Raw genomic sequence first — 18,063 nt, 5'->3', positions numbered from 1 at the left:
TAGTCATCGTTTTGGTGGCTTGGATACTGATCTTTTTTTTGAAAATCTTAGTAAGAATTAATATAGTCAAGTCTATATAAATCCGCTACATCGTCATCCTCGCTAAGCATACTAATGTATAACTTGCGCTCGGTTTCCTTGTATCGAAATTATATTGAACTGACTATATCTTACAAAGAATTAAAACTGAGTGGTAGAGAAGCCGTTAGAACCTATTTAATTATTTTTATAACTAGGTGGGAACTTCTCTTTTCCATATATCCATAAGAACTTATCAATATCTTTCGCATTTTTTTCCGTTAAGATTATAATACGTAATAAAATCTAAAATCACTTGGTGAAATTTTTTTAAAACTCTTTAAATCTTTCTTCTTAAAGTCTGAAAAACTATCTCTTTCCTTGTAGGCGATGAGTGTCTTTTCTACGAAGCTGTCATATATAGAATAATCTATTTGGTTATGCCAATTGCAATACTTAGTAGCAAAAGAATAAAAATTGATTTCTTTATTATTCTTTTTAGTACGAATGTTATGTCCAGTAGCGATTTGATGTACAAGCTCCGGATTTCCTGCCTTTATGTTTTCATCGACATCACATTCTAATATATGCTGAGCCACCTTGAAAACACTATAAATGCTAGTGCTATATAGCTCATTAATCACACTGACCTTTAAAATAATATCTTCAAGAGAAGTGTTATTTGGAAATGCTTCGAACAGTTTTATTATTGCACTATCTCCATACTTGTACCTTTCATCTAATTCGAATTTATCTATATACTGCTTTATTAAATCTTCAGTAGGTTCATCTAGAAAATCATTATTCTTCATATTCTTTCTCATATCATTTGAATTTTTGAATCATAGGACTTTTAAGTTAAAAATACGGACTTACCATAATTATTGCACTTAGCCTAATATTATTCCACAAGAGTCTAGAATTTTTTTTCATTTAATTCAACTTTCTTTGGCTAGATATTTAGTAATCTCAAGTATATGTATTAATAAACTTTAACTACAGTTTTATAGTCAAATAATTTAACTACAATTCCGTAGTCAAAACCCACCACCTTATTTAGCAACTAAATAAACACTATCTTACGTACTGTTCGCTCAGCTCTGTTAAAGTAAGTCATGCAAACACCTTAATAAAAGGCTACCCGTCATGATCTTACTTGATACTCTAAACTTAACCTACCCTATCGTCCAAGCGCCAATGGCAGGAGCAACCACACCTGAACTGGCAGCGACGGTCAGTAACTTTGGTGGACTGGGCTCATTAGGATCTGGCATGACTGCGCCAAATGTTTTGACCAGCCAAATTGATACCATTAAATCGCTCACCGACCGTCCGTTTATGATCAATCTCATGGTATTGTCTGAGCAAGAATCTACGACCTTTGATACCGAAATTCCCGCTTGGCTGAGTGAGTACTACCAAGACAATAATATCGAAATTGCACTACCTGAACGCCCAGCGCAGAGCTTCGCAGAGCAGCTACAAGTGCTCTATGACAATCCCGTTCCCGTTGCCAGTTTTACCTTTGGCATTATCAGTGCTGAGCAAGTTCAGCGTCTGCAAAGTTTCGGCACACGCGTCATCGGTACCGCCAATCATCCACTAGAAGCGAAAGCATGGAGCGAAATTGGCGCAGATGCGGTATGTGTACAAGGGGTTGAAGCGGGTGGACATCGCGGTGGTTGGTTACCGCAAAGTGAAAGCGATCCATTGGGATTATTGACTTTGATTGCCCAAACCCGTGCCTGTACTGATATTCCTTTGATTGCAGCAGGTGGCATTATGACAGGACAGGATATTAAGGCAATACAAGCGGCAGGTGCTGAGCTTGCACAAATGGGGACGGCGTTTTTGACCACCGACCAATGCGGTATCAATGATACTTATAAGCAAGCCTTACTCGATGCCAGTCACAGCAGACGCAGCTCAGAGACACGCTTAACTCGATTATTTTCAGGTAAGCTCGCTCGTGGTTTATTAAACGATTATCTGCGTGATTTTGCTCAATTTGAAAGCGCTGATGAGCTACCGCCCTACCCACAATTAAATGCCATGTCCAAATCTATGCGAGCTCATGCCTCTAAAAATATGGATGCAGAACATCAATCTTTATGGGCAGGACAAGGGGTAACTTTGGTCAAACAAGAAAGCACGCTTGAACTGCTTGAGCGACTGATAAAAACGTTATAGGCTTAAATATTTTTATCAGTTCGCACTACTCTAATAAAAAATCTACCGCCGCAGCTGCATGAATAGCTGTGGTATCAAATACAGGTATAGGGCTATCAGCCTGTTTAATAAGTAAACCAATCTCTGTGCAGCCCAAGATCACACCCTCTGCCCCTTGCGCTGCCAAATCTTTAATCACTTGACGATAATACGCTCGTGAGCTGTCTTTAAACTCACCGACACACAGCTCTTTTTTGATAATGCGATGTACTTCTGCTCTTGCCTCATCTTCTGGTATCAATACTTGTAAACCCGCATCAATCAGACGCTGCTTATAGAAATCTTGAGTCATCGTAAACTGAGTACCAAGCAGGGCTATTTTGGTGAGATTTTGTTTTTTGATAGCATCAGTAGTCGCATCAGCGATATGAGTCAATGGCAAGTCTGTGGCGGAGCGCACGTCATCGACCAGTTTGTGCATCGTGTTAGAGGCAATCATGATTCCTTGTACGCCAGCTGCTTGTAGACGCTGAGCGCTGCTAGCCATTATCACGCCTAGCTCGTCCCATCTGCCTTGCTCCTGTAACGCATTAATCAACGCAAAATCCACACTATGAATCAACAAATCTGCTGAATGTAGTCCGCCAAGCTGATGCTTGACACCTTCATTAATCAGACGATAATAGCTCTCGGTACTCTCCCAGCTCATACCTCCGATGATTCCTAATGTTTTTTGTTGAGACCCTCGTTGCTCTTGAACTGCCATACTATACCCCTAGTGGTTTTTGTTCTTAGTTATAGTAAGTTATCGTAGCAAAATCGACTGTTGAGAACGCGCTATTTTTAGAGATATCCGTTTTAGAAATAATCTCTTCAAAAGCTTTAAAATGCTGCTTTAAAGACAATAATCATATTAATAACATATCGCAAACCCTACCATTAATAATAACGATTTTACCTACTCATTTTCGAAGCGTATCATGTGCCCTCGTAGCCAACTATCTTGTCAGTTACGCTTATTTATTACCGCATAATTATATTTGTGCCATACGCCAGCATCATAGGCTGAGCGTCATTAATTGCTATCATCCTGTAGGACACCAAATACTATGACCAACTTCCCCACTATCAGAATACGCATTCGTCGCAAACTCTATCGCCTTATCTTTACAGGTCTGATGGCGATGATGATGTCGCTTATTATCTCGTCAGCGCTATTATTGGTAAAAGTAGGCTACGTTGATGGCTTTTTTTATGGAGTTGATGCATTCTTGGGGACTGGCTTTTATTTTTGCGTGGCCAAGTGCGTACATCTGCGCCTATCTAATACAAGAGCATGTACTGAGCAGGATAGAGTTTTATTAAATATTCCTGCGCACTACAGCATGATACCCAATAATATCGCTATCTTAAATTTGCCATGATTGTGCAATGTCCTCATCAGTAAGCAACAACGTTACTTAACCAAAAAAAGTACTGATAACAATCCATCAAAGTTGCTACTGTTGTTAGCTGATTGCACGCTTTTTTTCGAGTGTCCATCACTGATAGACAATCAAATAACTAGAATACGATTATTAAAAATAAACAAAGGAAATCATCATGCGTAGTGCTATTCATAACAGCTTTGGCAAACCCTCCAACGTATTGAGCGTTGGCGACAGCCCCATGCCGCAGCCAGCTGCCAACGAAGTCCGCATCAAAACCATCCTCTCCCCTATACACAACCATGACTTGCTAACGGTAAGTGGTCAATATGGCTATAAGCCTGAGATGCCAGCCATCGGTGGTAGTGAAGCGCTAGGTATTATCGATGCCGTGGGTGATGACGTCACAGATCTAAGCGTCGGCCAACGTGTGGCGTGCGCTAGTGTGCATGAGACGTGGGCAGAGTATTTTGTCGCTCCTGCCAGCATGGTATTTAACATGCCTGATAGCATCGAAGACGAGTTGGCTGCCCAGCTGATCGCTATGCCGCTATCTGCCCTAATGCTATTAGAATTTTTGGAAGTAGATAAAGGTCAATGGATTATTCATAACGCGGCAAACGGCGCAGTGGGTAAAACGCTTGCGATGCTCGCAGCAGCACGCGGTGTGAATACGATCAATCTCGTACGTAGTAAAGATGCGATAGAAGAGCTGACCTCGCTCAGTATCAAAAACAATGTCGTCACCGCTGATAATGACTGGAAAGACCAAGTTCGCGCTATCATTGGTGATGATAAGATCACAGCAGCTGTCGATTCAGTCGGTGGTGAGTCGAGCAACGAGCTACTATCATTACTTGGCAGCAAAGGCACGCTGGTCTCATTTGGTATCATGTCAGGCAAGCCAATGGCACTAGACGCTGGCAGCTTGATCTTTAAGCAAGCCGTTGTAAAAGGTTTTGGGGCAGCAAAACCAGCCAAGAAATGGATCTCGATAACAAACAACGTCTAATCGATGAGTTACTAGAGCGCGCTTCGAATGGCGATCTAAAACTCCCTATCGAAGCCATTTATAGTCTGGACGACATCACAACTGCCGTCTCTGGAAAAGTACAATCAAGCAAAAAAGGTAAAGTTATCCTAAAACCTTAAGTGGTACTCTAATCTTGCATTGATTGTCATTGAAGGCATCATAAATATGAAAAGTCCATTTGTATTACTCGTTAGATAATACTATGGGCTTTTTTATTTTAACCGTACTGTTGTTATGGTAATTCTAATGCAGACATATACATAAGCAATTACTCATCAACCCGAATAATAATATTTAATAAGGATATAACCATGTCAAACGATACAACTTTCAAAGCTTTAGTAGTCGAAGAAACCAGTGATGGCGAATTCAAAAAAAGCATTCAAGAGCGCAAAGTCAGTGACTTGCCGGAAAATGACTTGCTCATCGAAGTGCATTATTCATCGTTAAACTTTAAAGACGCAATGTCAGCCACTGGTAATAAACGAATCACCAAACAGTACCCGCATACCCCAGGTATCGACGCAGCTGGCGTGGTCGTCAGTGATAAATCAGGCACATTTAGCGCAGGACAAGAAGTATTGGTATTCGGCTATGATCTCGGTATGGACACAGATGGTGGTCTCGGTCAAATGATCTCTATACCAGCAGATTGGGCGCTGGCGTGCCCAGAGACGCTGACGCTAAAAGAAGCGATGACCTATGGTACCGGCGGCCTAACCGCAGCACTGAGTGTGCAAAAGTTAGAGAAAATGGGTGCAAAACCCAGTGATGGCCCAGTCGCTGTGACTGGTGCAACAGGCGGCGTAGGTACGATCAGTATCGCTATCTTAAAGCAGCTCGGCTATGAAGTGATTGCATTCTCAGGTAAGCCAGAGCAAAGCGAGCATCTAAAAGCAGTGGGCGCAAGCGAAGTGCGTCATCGCGATACCATCAATGAAATCGGTAATAAACCTGTCGGCCGTGAGCTATGGGCAAATGCTATTGATACCATCGGCGGCGACTACCTATCTAACTTGCTTAAACAAACCAAAGCAGGCGGCGCGGTGACCAGTTGTGGTCTAGCAGGCGGCGCTGAGTTTTCCATGACGGTCATGCCATTCATCACTAGAGCAGTATCATTATTGGGTATCGACTCGGTTTATATTCCACTGGCTGATAAAGAAGCCATTTGGAAACGTGTTGCCACCGATATGAAGCTGCCTAATCTTGAGAGCTATGGTGAAGAGATTACGTTAGAGCAAACGCCAGAATACCTAGATCGCTTTATGTCGAGCAAAGTGGTTGGGCGTTATGTGGTGAATGTGAAGGGATAGTTTTCTTCAGAACAAATATTATAAACAGTAGCGGTGCTCTTTATCTGAAAGAGCACCGCTTTTTTAATTGACTTTAACAAACTTAAGTTTACTATATTGGTTTTATGGAATATTAACAATAAGGAAGTTAAATTGTTTGAGATAGGAAAAATTTATAATAGGCGTGCTGATATACACGGTAGATATAAGGGTCAGCAATATGGAGGTATAGCTACTCCTGCCGCTCATCCATATGTATTTATATTTACAGGTGATTCTGGTAGCGAGTATGGATATATTGATAGTTTTGATCCTAATGGTACCTTTAAATACACAGGTGAAGGACAAGAAGGTGACATGAAAATGTCTAAAGGTAATTTAGCTATTCACGATCATCAAAAAAACAATAAAGAAATTTTACTTTTTGAATATACATCACGAGGTTTTGTACGGTTTTTAGGAACATGTAATTATGTTTTTCACCATATTGAAGAGCGGCCAGATAGAAATGGCTATCTTCGTGAAGCTATCGTTTTTCATTTAGATATAGTTAATACTCAAAATATTGATGCAGCTCAAGCTCTAACTTCCGAGATAGTTGAATCTCCCAAAGCTATGTACATTACTAAGCCTAGTAAAGGCCATTCATTACAGAAATTACGAGAGATTGCCTTGAGTGCAACGCCAACCCAAGCAAGTACACAAGAGAAAATCCAGTCTATCCAAAACCGTAGTGTGGCAATTAAATTTTATGCAAGAGAAGAGCTAATGGTATATGTGAAGGATGTAATGAGATAGCTCCATTTAAAACTAAATCTGGACCTTACCTTGAAGTACACCACTTAACTAGGTTGGCAGACGGTGGGGCAGATTTACCTCAAAATGTTATCGCGTTGTGTCCTACCTGTCATCGAAGAGCACACTACTCTTTAAATTATTTAGAATTTAATAGTCAGTTGATAAACGAAGTTGCTGCTATCGAAGCAAAAATTAATGAGTGAAACGCTTAACTTCAAAACCAAAAAAACACCCAACCATGTTGAGTGCTTTTTTTATTTATAACAAGCTGTATATCAATTCAAAAAAATTTGAGTTAAAACGCTATTTAGATAAGTTACGTAGTCTAAGATGGTAACAAGGCAACCGAGCGCAGATAGTACGTGGTTGTACATCTAGCGAGGTTAACACCGTTACCTTTTAGAATACTTAAACGATTTATTCCCACTCAATCGTTGCAGGTGGCTTGCTCGATACATCATAAGTCACGCGTGATACTTCAGCGATTTCATTCATGATGCGGTTCGATACCGTCTCGATCAAATCATACGGCAGATGCGCAAAGCGAGCCGTCATAAAGTCTACGGTTTCAACCGCACGTAGCGCGATTACCCATGCATATCGGCGACCATCGCCGACCACACCGACAGATTTTATTGGTTGGAATACGGCAAATGCTTGTGCCGTCTTGTCATACCAGCCTGAACGCTCAAGCTCTTGCATAAAGATCGCATCAGCCAAACGCAGAATATCCGCATATTCCTTTTTGACTTCGCCAAGGATACGCACGCCCAAACCTGGACCTGGGAACGGATGACGATAGATCATTTTGGCTGGTAGACCCAAGGTAATACCAAGCTTACGTACTTCATCTTTGAACAAATCACGTAATGGCTCAATCAGCTTAAATGCCAAATCATCTGGCAAACCGCCTACGTTATGATGGCTCTTAATGACGTGTGCTTTGCCTTGATGCGACTTAGCAGATTCGATCACGTCTGGGTAAATCGTACCCTGTGCTAAGAATTCAACAACTTTACCATCGCTCTGCTCGCTCACTTGACGCGCGCTATCAGCGAATACGTCAATGAAGGTTTTGCCGATGATTTTACGTTTTTTCTCTGGATCAGACTCGCCCGCTAGCGCATCTAAGAACAAATCTTCAGCATCAACACGGATGACTTTTACACCCATGTTTTCTGCAAAGATTTGCATGACTTGGTCACCTTCATGCAGACGCAATAGACCGTTATCGACGAACACACAAGTCAGCTGATTGCCGATTGCTTTGTGCAATAACGCGGCAACGACTGAACTATCAACACCGCCCGATAGACCTAGCAATACTTGCTTGTCACCGATTTGCTCTTTTAACTGTGCGATACGCATATCAGCGATATTGTCTGGCGTCCACTCACCTGCACATTCACAGATTTGATGAACGAAACGACCAAGCAGCGCTTGACCTTGTAGCGTATGCGTCACTTCTGGGTGGAACTGTAGGCCGTAGTATTGCTTGTCATCATTGGCCATAATCGCGATCGGACAGCTTGGCGTGCTAGCGATGATGTCAAAGCCTTCAGGTACTTCAATGACCTTGTCACCATGACTCATCCAAACATTTAGCTTGGCAGCCTCGCCGTCAGTCTTGCTGTCTTCGATACCGTCAGTCAGCTGCGAGTGACCATTTACTTCGATAGTCGCCGCACCAAACTCATGAATATCACTGGCATGAACTTGCCCGCCGAAACGATCTGCCATCGCTTGCATACCGTAGCAGATACCTAGTACTGGCACGCCTAGATCAAACACGGCATCGTTGATACGTGGGCTGTTTTCTGCGTGGACGCTCTCAGGGCCACCTGACAAGATGACGCCTTTTGCGCCAAAATCGATGATGCGCTGAGTGTCGATATCATAAGGGAACATCTCACAAAACACCCCAGAATCGCGCACACGGCGAGCGATTAACTGGCTATATTGCGAGCCAAAATCGAGGATTAAAATGCGATCTTCTTTGATTGCAGGAGTGGCAGCAGCAGTGGTCATAAATCGATATCCATCAATAGATAAATTGGTGCCCTATTTTAACAAGTTTACGCCCTCTATTGGCTATTAGATGGTTAATTATTCACGATTATTATTCGCGCATACCCTCAATTTATATAATTACTCTCTAAGTAATGACAAAAATAAGCAAAGAGTAGATAGCAAACCCAATTACGAGCAAACTATCTTCTTCTCTATTCATCAGCCATTTACTAGGTTTACTACGTAATATCACCCAACGCTGCATGAATGCGATTCAACCCTTCTATCAATATTTCTTTAGGACAAGCCACATTCAAACGCATCTTTAAATGTCCTTCCTCGCCATATTTAATGCCAGCGTTTAGCTCAACTTTAGCAGCTGTAAGCGCATCATAGAGCATCTGATCGTCTTGACTATATGCTGAACAATCTAGCCAAATTAGGTACGATGCTTCTGGGCGCATGATTTTAATATCAGGCAAATGCTCATTTAAAAACTGCACCGTCAATTTAATGTTGGCTTCGATATAACTAAGCGCCTGCTCTAGCCATTCACCGCCGTGCTCGTAAGCACTACGCATGGCTGTATACGCAAATAGGTTCAGCTCGTACTCATCATTTAATTGCTGCTGCTGACTGATTTTTTTGATTAGCGCCTTATCTTTAGCAAATATCATCGAGCCTTTGATACCAGCGATGTTAAAGGTTTTGGTCATCGAAGTCAGGCTGACTACGTTGTGCTCATAGCCTTCTGTCAGCGTCAGAAATGGCGTAAATGTATGACCAGTCAAGGTCAAATCTTGATGAATCTCGTCACTAACAATCGCCACGTTGTGCTTTTTGCAAATGGCCAGTAGCGTTTTTAGTTCGTCCCTCGTCCATACACGCCCGCCAGGATTGTGCGGATTGCACAGTAGATAAAGCTTAACCTCATGCTCGATTATCTTGGCTTCGATATCAGCTAATTCCAGATGATATTTACCTTCGACTTCCTTTAATGCAGAGAGTACAAGCTTGCGACCATTTTGCTCAACCTTGCTCATAAAGGGTGTATAAATAGGATCGTTGACCATTACCGCCTCGCCTACCTTGGTAAAGACATTCATCATCAGCGCTAGGCTTGGCACGACACCAGGGGAAAACAAGATATTTTGCTTCTCTAACTGCAAGTCATAACGACTGCCATGCCAGTTAATAATCGAGTTGTATAAGGCATCAGTAGGCTTGGTATAACCCAAGATGCTATGCTGCACGACTTGCTCAACCGCGCTTAATATCGGTGCGGCAGCCTTAAAATCCATGTCCGCCACCCATAGCGCAATTGTGTCATCGCTATAGTGCCACTTGAGTGAGCCGGTATCGCGTCTGTCGATTATTTCATCAAAGTTATATTGCATTGGTACTCTTCTTATTTGGAATAATAATGGTTTGGAACGTCAAAAATACAGCGCAATATATGCATTGTATTATCAATATACGCTACGCTATCCGCTCTAGTAGATTAAGGCGCATTCAATTTTACACAAAAAAATTAAAGTGTTTTTAGACCTTAATTATCCATTTATCGGCTTAAATAACCTTCAAAGATATAAAGTGAACATTATTTTAATAATGATTAAAAATTAATGCTACATTAAGGTTTCAGACTCTATCTATCATAAAGTTATTTATGCCAAAGTGCGCTGATGTCGCCATGATTATAATCTATCAACATCTACCCAAACTATCTAATAAGCCATCAAGGCTAACAAAAAGGAATGAAGAATGAAAATGGACTTTTTACCGAAATCAGTACTAAAGATTAGTGCGCTCACCTTTGCCATTGCCGCAACTGCTTCTTGCACTGCTATGGCAACAGGAACTGACCATCAGACTGCAAACTCAGCTAGCAGCACCGCCATCACTCTCGGCAACGCTGCCACAACTAGCGGCACCAATGATACCGTTGCCATCGGTAGTCAGGCCAATGCAGGTCTAAACTCAGCTACTGCCGTTGGCGGTCAAGCCAACGCTGCTGGTCTAGGCTCAACCTCTATCGGTTGGCAATCAAAAGCCACTGCCGAACGTGCGCAAGCTTTTGGTCATCTAGCCAATGCGAGCGGTGTACGCTCTACCGCTGTCGGTGAAGCAGCTATGGCAGGTGGCAATAATGATACGGTTGCTGTCGGTAATAAAGCCAATGCAGGTCTCAACTCAGCCACTGCCGTTGGCGGTGAAGCCAATGCCGCTGGTCTAGGCTCAACGTCTATCGGTTGGCAGTCAAAAGCCACTGCTGAACGCGCACAAGCGTTTGGTCATCTAGCCAATGCAAGCGGTATGCGCTCTACCGCTGTCGGTGAAGCAGCTATGGCACAAGGCGCAACTTCAGTCGCGGTTGGTAATAAATCTATGGCAGGCGGCATGAACAGTATCGCTATCGGTAATGAGGCAAAGGCGTCTAAAGACAATCAAGTCGTCCTAGGTAACGCTGGACAAGTGCAGTCGAGTACCGCAGCACAATCAGGTACAGTCAGAATCGTCACGATCGATGATAACGGCACTTTAGGTACGATGATGGTTGATTACTACCAAAAAGCTAAATAATTATAGTTGAGCCAATAACACTGGTATAGCTATAACCAGCCATGCTAGATAAGTCAGTAATACTCGATAAAATGAAAAAAACCTCGCAATTGCGAGGTTTTTTTTGGTTGGTATGTTTGATTAAATAGGATTTTTACGGAAGTTTAAAAGGTAAGTGCACATATCGTCCTTTTATCTTTTGCGTATGAGAAACACTCTTAAACCATACTAGTATTAACGCCCCTTAAACTCAGCCTCACGTCTCTCAACCATCGCCATTACACCTTCTTTTGCATCTTCTGAATGAAACAGCGGCGGCAGATAGCTATGGATATTGGCCAATGCCGTTGCTGCACCATTACGGCTGGCATCTTGTGCTGAAGACAATGCCCCTCTCACACCCAAAGGCGCAGCTTTACAGATCTCTTGTGCCAGCGTCAATGCACGCTCATATTCAGTGCCGTTTGCTACCACTTCACTGACCAGATTCAGTCTATCTGCCGTTTGCGCATCAAATGCTTTACCAGTAAGCAGATACGGCATGGCTTTTTGCCAGCCTGCCGCTGCGACAAAGCGTACCGTTGCCCCACCAAATGGCATGATGCCGCGCTGTACTTCCATTTGTGCAAAGTTACAGTTATCACTAGCGATGACCACATCACTGTTTAGCATCAGCTCGATAGCCACAGTGAAGCAAGTACCTTTCACCGCGACGACCACGGGTTTGGTACGCAGCTTTCCACTGATGCCCCATGGATCGATTTGATCGTCATTAAACTCAAACACACCATCGTTTAGCTTGTCTTGTAGCTCTACCAAATCCAGCCCAGCAGTAAAATGATCACCATGCGCAAATATCAGCGCACAGCGTAAATTGTCATCTTGCTCGTAGCGTGTCATCGCGTCAGATAACTGACCAATCATATGACTGTCAAAGGCGTTGCGTTTATTGGCACGATTTAGCCCGACAAGGCAAACATGGCCTTGCGTGTTATAAGTGATGCGGTTCTCTGTGGCGTTACTATCCGTAGTCATGGTTCCATCCTTGTTAAAGTAATCATTGGCATATAATGAGTGGTTATATAGTCGAATCTCAATAATTTATCGGTAGAGATTGAGTGAGAAGTCACCTTTAATATAGACACCCTTGTTCTATAACACAAGCAATAGAGATGACTCGCATAGTGCAAAAATCGATAAAAGTTGACCTCATTTACGATAAGTGCAACTATGTTGCAGGTCTAAATATGGTTCAGAGTATTTTATGGAATTTTGGCACGGTTTTTTTACTCATCACTAGCGTACATCTATTGGCTGCGGCCTCACCTGGCCCTGATTTTGTCTTAGTCTCGCAGCAGACATTAGCAAAAGGCCGACGCACAGGTTTGATTTGTAGTCTCGGTATTACCTTGGGTCTTGCCGTCCATATTATCTATTCTGTATTAGGACTGGCGACTGTCATTGCTCATTCACAGCCATTATTGACTACTATCAAATGGTTGGGTGGCGGCTATCTGATTTATTTAGGTTGGCAAGGTATCCAAGCTAAACCTAAAAAACCAGCAGATTTAGAAACAGCTCATCTTTTAGAAAAAAACACATGCTTTAGAAAAAGCAGATTCACAAGTAGGTTCAAGCACTCACACTTCGCAAGATGCGCTTACTAGCCAGACCCCACCTACAACCAAAGAAACCACTATCGAAAAATCGCCTAGTAATGGCGAATCTACCTTTACTACGTTGCGTCGCGGATTCCTTTGTAATGTTTTTAATCCAAAAGCGCCTGTCTATTTTGTAGCTATTTTTACTCTTGTATTGTCGCCTGACATACCGCTTTGGCAATTGGCTATTTATGGTGTATGGATGATGGTGTTACAGATGGCGTGGTTTAGTACGGTCGTCATGCTACTTTCTATCCCTGCGGTACATCGACGCTTCCAAAGATTTGAGCATTGGATCGACCGTGTATTGGGTACTGCGATGATCGTATTAGGGCTTAACTTGATATTGCGTCACCGATAAGCGACCGATAAAGCGCGGATAAACAATTAGCAACCTGCGAAATCTGCTACACTGGTTACTTATATCCATATATCGTAGCCTGACATTATGACAAGTAAGCCCATGACCCGTAACCCTGCAAATAGTAAACACAGAAACAGATCGCCGGCGACCGCCAAAAAACTCGGTCAGCTGCACCCACGCAACCCGCACCAAGGTCGTTACGACTTTGCGGTATTGACTCGAGCTTTACCTGAGCTTGCTGACCACACCATTACCAATCCTAAAGGTGAGTCGACGATTAACTTCTCGGATCATCAGGCTGTTCGCGTGCTGAATAAAGCACTGTTGGCGAACTATTACGGGGTTAAATTTTGGGACATTCCTGAAGGCTATCTATGTCCGCCGATTCCTGGACGTGCCGATTATATTCACTATATCGCGGATTTACTGGCGCAAACCACTCACGTAAATGCTGATAATACACCGCCAACAGGCAAAGAAATTCACGCCCTTGATATCGGTACTGGTGCCAGTGCTATCTACCCTATCGTTGGTAGTCAGAGCTATGGCTGGCGCTTTACAGCAAGTGACATTGACCCTATCTCGGTCAATACCGCAGCGCTGATTTGTGAAGCCAACCCAAAACTAAAGAGTGCGGTCAAAGTAAAGCTGCAGCCTGAGCCTAAATTTATCTTTAAAAACATCATTGGTCGTCAAGACTATTTTGATGTCGTGGTTTGTAACCCTCCGTTTCATGCTTCATTAGAAGAAGCGATGGAAGCCAATAGCCGAAAGCAACATAACTTGCAGCGCCATCGTGGTAAGAATGAAAGCGAGCAAATCAGCCGCAGTTCAACCAAATCAGGCAACGCTGCGCAAAACCTGAACTTTGGCGGTCAGCACAAAGAGCTATGGAGTGAAGGTGGCGAAATTGCGTTCTTGACTAAAATGGCAAAAGAAAGCCAGAGCTTTGCAGAACACGTTGGTTGGTTCACAACCTTAGTATCAAAATCTGAAAACGTTAAGCCATTGCAATTGTTATTAAAGCAGCTAAACGTCGCTCAAATGCGTATCATCGAGATGAGCCAAGGTCAGAAAAGCACTCGCGTACTAGCTTGGCGCTTTGACACTGACGAAGAGTAATCATCAAGCAAAATTACTAACTCGAGTTTCACGTGAAACAAAAAAGCACCACTTTGATATTCAAAGTGGTGCTTTTTATGAGTACTCAGTAAGAATCTAAATAAATTAGCTAAAAAAACATCACTTTTAGACCAATTGCAATAAGCACGATACCGCCCAATGCTTCAGCTTTATCCTCTAGCCATGTGCCTGAGCGACGTCCCAAATAGACCCCGATCCAGCCAAATATAGCAGTTACTACAGCGATAATTAAGCAAGCTAACCACGCATTCAGTGCCAATAAATTCAGCGTAAACCCTGCTGCCATTGCATCAATACTAGTTGCAACCGCTAACGTAAACATAGTGCGGTGATTGATATGTCCATGCTTACTCGTGGCTGTTACTGTATCACCATCAGTGTTAATAGCATCATCATTGACGTCCAGATCATCACTGTCAGTATCTGACTCATCAGCAGTAAACACTTCATAAAGCATTTTCCCACCTAGAGCAATCAATATAGTACCGCCAATCCAAGGTGCAGCAGCGGCCAGCCAACCCAACATTGCCGCACCTAATAAGTATCCAATAAGAGGCATTATCCCCTGAGCGATACCAAAGTAAAGCGCAGCATAAATAGCCAAGCGCAGTACATATTGATGACTGTATTTTTGAGCCTTAGCACCCAACCCTATCGACACTGCAAACGCATCCATCGCTAAAGCAATAGCGAGTAAAATTACTTCAACCATTTGATTCCCACAAATTATAATTATTAGGTAATAGAAACGCTAACAAATGAGTTTCACGTGAAACAAAAATACCGCCTTGAATATCAAAGCGGTATTTTTATAAATTGTCAGTAACCAGTTTCAAATTTAGATATCTAAGTTCGATACTGTTAGTGCATTTTCTTCAATGAAGATACGACGCGGTTCAACGTGATCACCCATCAAGCAAGTAAACATATGGTCAGCGGCAATAGCATCTTCGATGGTAACGCGTAGCATACGACGGTTTTCAGGATCCATCGTCGTATCCCATAGCTGATCGGCGTTCATCTCGCCTAGCCCTTTATAACGCTGGATAGCTAGACCACGACGCGCATCGAGCATCATTTGTTGCCAGAGGTAATCGAAGTCACGCACTGGGATATCTTTCGTTGTGCCCGCAGACGCTTCACGGCGGATAAAGGCATCGCTTTCAAGCAACGTATTCCATTCATTTGATAAACGCAGCAACTTGCTATACTCACCCGAGTTGATAAAGCTGGCATCTAACAGATAATGGTGTGCCAGTTGATGCACGTATACCGTGACGCGTGGCAGCCACTGAGCTTGGTAGATAAAGCCTCACTATCTGACGCTTCGCCTTCCTCAGTACCTACTACTGGCGTCATACCCAATAGATCTGCTGCGGCTGCGTCCATATTTTTTGGCTGCGGCGCGTGGATATTAACCAATTCAATCTCAGGGCTTAGATCGCTACCGAAGTGATCAAGCTTAGTCTGCATCGCTACTTTCCAATCCTGCATGGCAGACTCATCATAAGTCATGTCAGTGCTAAGTTTTGGCGTATGCGTCAATGCGTCCAAAATTACCGCTGGGAAGCGAATCTGCAAACGCGCTTTGATCAACTGCGTCTGGTTATAGTCATTAAGCAGTGTCTCAAGCGCTTGACCAGTAATCGCAGGCGCATCAGCACTGATATGCAGCTTGGTATTGTCAATTGTTGAAGACAATAGATACGCTTTAAGCGCTTCGTCATCTTTTAGGTATAACTCTTGACGGCCTTTTTTTCACTTTGTATAGCGGCGGCTGAGCGATATATACATAACCACGCTCGATCAACTCAGGTGTTTGACGGAAGAAGAACGTCAATAGCAACGTACGAATGTGCGATCCATCAACATCGGCATCGGTCATGATGATGATTTTATGATAGCGTACTTTGTCAGGATTATATTCGTCAGGGCCAATGCCACAGCCCAATGCAGTAATCAGGTTGCCTACTTCCGCAGAAGATAACATTTTGTCAAAACGAGCACGCTCAACGTTTAGAATCTTACCTTTCAATGGCAAAATAGCTTGGGTTTTACGGCTACGGCCTTGTTTGGCTGAACCACCTGCAGAGTCACCCTCCACAATGTATAGCTCAGATAATACTGGATCTTTTTCTTGGCAATCGGCTAACTTACCAGGCAGACCTGCAATATCCAAAGTGGTCTTGCGACGTGTCATTTCACGTGCTTTACGTGCTGCATCACGTGCACGCGCTGCATCGATAATCTTGTTAGCAATGGCTTTACCTGCACTTGGATTCTCTAACAGATAGTCATTGAACTTGTCATGCATCGCTGATTCAACAGCAGATTTCACTTCGCTTGATACTAGCTTGTCTTTGGTCTGACTTGAGAATTTTGGATCTGGTACTTTAACAGAGACGATTGCCGTTAAACCTTCACGAGCATCATCACCCGTTGCGGCTACTTTTTCCTTCTTAAACAAGTTCTCGCGATCCATATAGCTATTTAAGCCACGTGTCAATGCTGAACGGAAACCAGATAAGTGAGTACCACCATCTTTTTGCGGAATATTGTTGGTGAAGCACAATACTTTTTCGTTATATGTATCTGTCCACTGTAGCGCGACTTCTACGCTGATACCGTCATCTTGCTGACTGGTAAAATGGAATACTTCATTGATACCGTCTTTACCAGCATTGATGTAACTAACAAACTCTAGCAAGCCACCTTTATGCTCAAACTCATGACGCTTGTCAATACGCTCATCAGTCAAAACAATACGCACACCAGAGTTCAAAAATGATAGCTCACGTAAGCGTTTTGCCAAGATATCGTACTCAAAGATCGTACCAGTGAACACGTCACTGCTAGGATAAAAGCGTATTTGTGTACCTGTTTGATCGGTTGCTTCCATCTGTTGGATATCGTTATCAGGTACACCATCAGTATAAGTCTGATGATAATGATATCCTTCGCGCCAGATATTCATCTCAAGTTTTTGAGACAGCGCGTTAACTACTGATACACCCACACCGTGCAGACCGCCTGACACTTTATAACTATTGTCATCGAACTTACCGCCTGCATGCAAGACAGTCATAATAACCTGAGCCGCTGATACACCCTCTTCTGGATGGATATCAACAGGCACACCGCGTCCGTTATCCATCACACTGACAGATTCATCTTCGTGAATAACGATATCAATCTGATCACAGTGACCAGCAAGCGCCTCATCGATAGAGTTATCCACTACCTCAAAGACCATATGATGCAAGCCTGTGCCATCATCGGTATCACCGATATACATACCAGGACGCACACGTACGGCCTCTAACCCACGCAATACGCGAATATCTTTAGAACTATAATCAGAAGGTAACACCTCTGAAACTACAGTAGGCACAGCCGCTTCAGTAGCACTGTCGTCTATCAATTGCTCGTGGTCAATAGGTAATGAATCACTCATGTACATTCCTTAATCTAGCCATAATCAGCCATTTATGATTAGCGCACTTATAAAAAGTCCGCTACATAATGGCATCTTAAAATTAACGTCTATTATTCATAATCTAGAGTGCATATGAGCAGCTAAACT

The 18,063-nt window shown here is 42.9% G+C and carries 15 protein-coding genes and 2 pseudogenes; 10 read left to right on the top strand and 7 right to left on the bottom strand.

The genetic code is table 11. The features are described 5' to 3' along the window. Positions 1-305: 305 nt before the first annotated feature. A complete protein-coding gene (locus TT11_RS10130) occupies positions 306-830 on the bottom strand; it encodes a hypothetical protein (RefSeq protein ID WP_261862458.1) in 525 nt (174 codons plus the stop codon). A 334-nt stretch (positions 831-1,164) separates the two neighbouring features. Here TT11_RS10130 and TT11_RS10125 point away from each other — a divergent pair, with 334 nt between their 5' ends. Beyond that, entirely contained in the window at positions 1,165-2,208 is a 1,044-nt protein-coding gene (locus TT11_RS10125; protein WP_261870322.1) for a nitronate monooxygenase family protein, read from the top strand. 25 nt (positions 2,209-2,233) lie between these two features. Here TT11_RS10125 and TT11_RS10120 read toward each other — a convergent pair whose 3' ends face one another. Then, positions 2,234-2,953, bottom strand: a complete 720-nt coding sequence (locus TT11_RS10120) for an aspartate/glutamate racemase family protein (protein WP_261870320.1) — start codon at positions 2,951-2,953, stop codon at positions 2,234-2,236. Positions 2,954-3,296: 343 nt separating this feature from the next. Here TT11_RS10120 and TT11_RS10115 point away from each other — a divergent pair, with 343 nt between their 5' ends. The 5 genes and pseudogenes from TT11_RS10115 (at position 3,297) to TT11_RS17280 (ending at position 6,943) form a co-directional block, all read left to right on the top strand. After that, positions 3,297-3,611: a hypothetical protein gene (locus tag TT11_RS10115; RefSeq protein WP_261870319.1), complete on the top strand. Its 315-nt coding sequence runs from the start codon at positions 3,297-3,299 to the stop codon at positions 3,609-3,611. A gap of 178 nt (positions 3,612-3,789) precedes the next feature. Continuing rightward, positions 3,790-4,766 (top strand): annotated as a pseudogene (locus TT11_RS10110) (zinc-binding dehydrogenase). Between the two features lie 192 nt (positions 4,767-4,958). Beyond that, a complete protein-coding gene (locus tag TT11_RS10105; protein ID WP_261870318.1) occupies positions 4,959-5,963 on the top strand; it encodes a YhdH/YhfP family quinone oxidoreductase in 1,005 nt (334 codons plus the stop codon). A 132-nt stretch (positions 5,964-6,095) separates the two neighbouring features. Then, positions 6,096-6,740, top strand: a complete 645-nt coding sequence (locus TT11_RS10100) for an HNH endonuclease (RefSeq protein WP_261870317.1) — start codon at positions 6,096-6,098, stop codon at positions 6,738-6,740. Continuing rightward, positions 6,689-6,943 (top strand): HNH endonuclease, encoded by a 255-nt coding sequence (locus TT11_RS17280; protein ID WP_370587835.1) that lies wholly within the window; start codon positions 6,689-6,691, stop codon positions 6,941-6,943. The genes TT11_RS10100 and TT11_RS17280 overlap by 52 nt, the downstream gene beginning before the upstream one ends. A 214-nt stretch (positions 6,944-7,157) precedes the next feature. Here the strand turns inward: TT11_RS17280 and guaA are convergent, their stop codons facing one another. Continuing rightward, a complete protein-coding gene (gene guaA, locus TT11_RS10090) occupies positions 7,158-8,768 on the bottom strand; it encodes a glutamine-hydrolyzing GMP synthase (RefSeq protein ID WP_261870316.1) in 1,611 nt (536 codons plus the stop codon). 221 nt (positions 8,769-8,989) lie between these two features. Continuing rightward, positions 8,990-10,147 (bottom strand): MalY/PatB family protein, encoded by a 1,158-nt coding sequence (locus TT11_RS10085; RefSeq protein ID WP_261870314.1) that lies wholly within the window; start codon positions 10,145-10,147, stop codon positions 8,990-8,992. Between the two features lie 367 nt (positions 10,148-10,514). Between TT11_RS10085 and TT11_RS10080 the strand changes: the two genes are divergently transcribed. Further along, the gene (locus tag TT11_RS10080; RefSeq protein WP_261870313.1) at positions 10,515-11,333 is read left to right on the top strand and encodes a hypothetical protein; all 819 of its coding nucleotides are present in this window, start codon (positions 10,515-10,517) and stop codon (positions 11,331-11,333) included. Positions 11,334-11,546: 213 nt separating this feature from the next. On the opposite strand, the gene TT11_RS10075 is transcribed toward TT11_RS10080, so the two are convergent. Then, positions 11,547-12,347, bottom strand: a complete 801-nt coding sequence (locus TT11_RS10075) for a crotonase/enoyl-CoA hydratase family protein (protein WP_261870312.1) — start codon at positions 12,345-12,347, stop codon at positions 11,547-11,549. A 212-nt stretch (positions 12,348-12,559) separates the two neighbouring features. On the opposite strand from TT11_RS10075, the gene TT11_RS10070 reads away from it, so the two are divergent. The 3 genes from TT11_RS10070 (at position 12,560) to rlmF (ending at position 14,459) form a co-directional block, all read left to right on the top strand. Then, positions 12,560-12,979 (top strand): LysE family translocator, encoded by a 420-nt coding sequence (locus TT11_RS10070; RefSeq protein WP_261870310.1) that lies wholly within the window; start codon positions 12,560-12,562, stop codon positions 12,977-12,979. Between the two features lie 31 nt (positions 12,980-13,010). Then, the gene (locus tag TT11_RS10065) at positions 13,011-13,334 is read left to right on the top strand and encodes a LysE family transporter (RefSeq protein ID WP_370587834.1); all 324 of its coding nucleotides are present in this window, start codon (positions 13,011-13,013) and stop codon (positions 13,332-13,334) included. 87 nt (positions 13,335-13,421) lie between these two features. Further along, positions 13,422-14,459, top strand: coding sequence for a 23S rRNA (adenine(1618)-N(6))-methyltransferase RlmF (gene rlmF, locus TT11_RS10060; protein WP_134292782.1), 1,038 nt, complete (start codon positions 13,422-13,424; stop codon positions 14,457-14,459). 109 nt (positions 14,460-14,568) lie between these two features. Here the strand turns inward: rlmF and TT11_RS10055 are convergent, their stop codons facing one another. Together TT11_RS10055 and gyrB are read right to left on the bottom strand one after the other, a co-directional pair. Then, positions 14,569-15,192, bottom strand: a complete 624-nt coding sequence (locus TT11_RS10055; RefSeq protein WP_261870307.1) for a manganese efflux pump MntP family protein — start codon at positions 15,190-15,192, stop codon at positions 14,569-14,571. A gap of 126 nt (positions 15,193-15,318) precedes the next feature. Further along, a pseudogene (gene gyrB, locus TT11_RS10050) lies at positions 15,319-17,934 on the bottom strand (DNA topoisomerase (ATP-hydrolyzing) subunit B). Positions 17,935-18,063 lie beyond the last annotated feature (129 nt).

The sequence above is a fragment of the Psychrobacter sp. JCM 18901 genome (assembly GCF_000586435.1).
Lineage (GTDB): Bacteria > Pseudomonadota > Gammaproteobacteria > Pseudomonadales > Moraxellaceae > Psychrobacter.
Note: the sequence above shows the minus strand (reverse complement) of the source record. Positions and strands in the feature narration are given on the sequence as shown.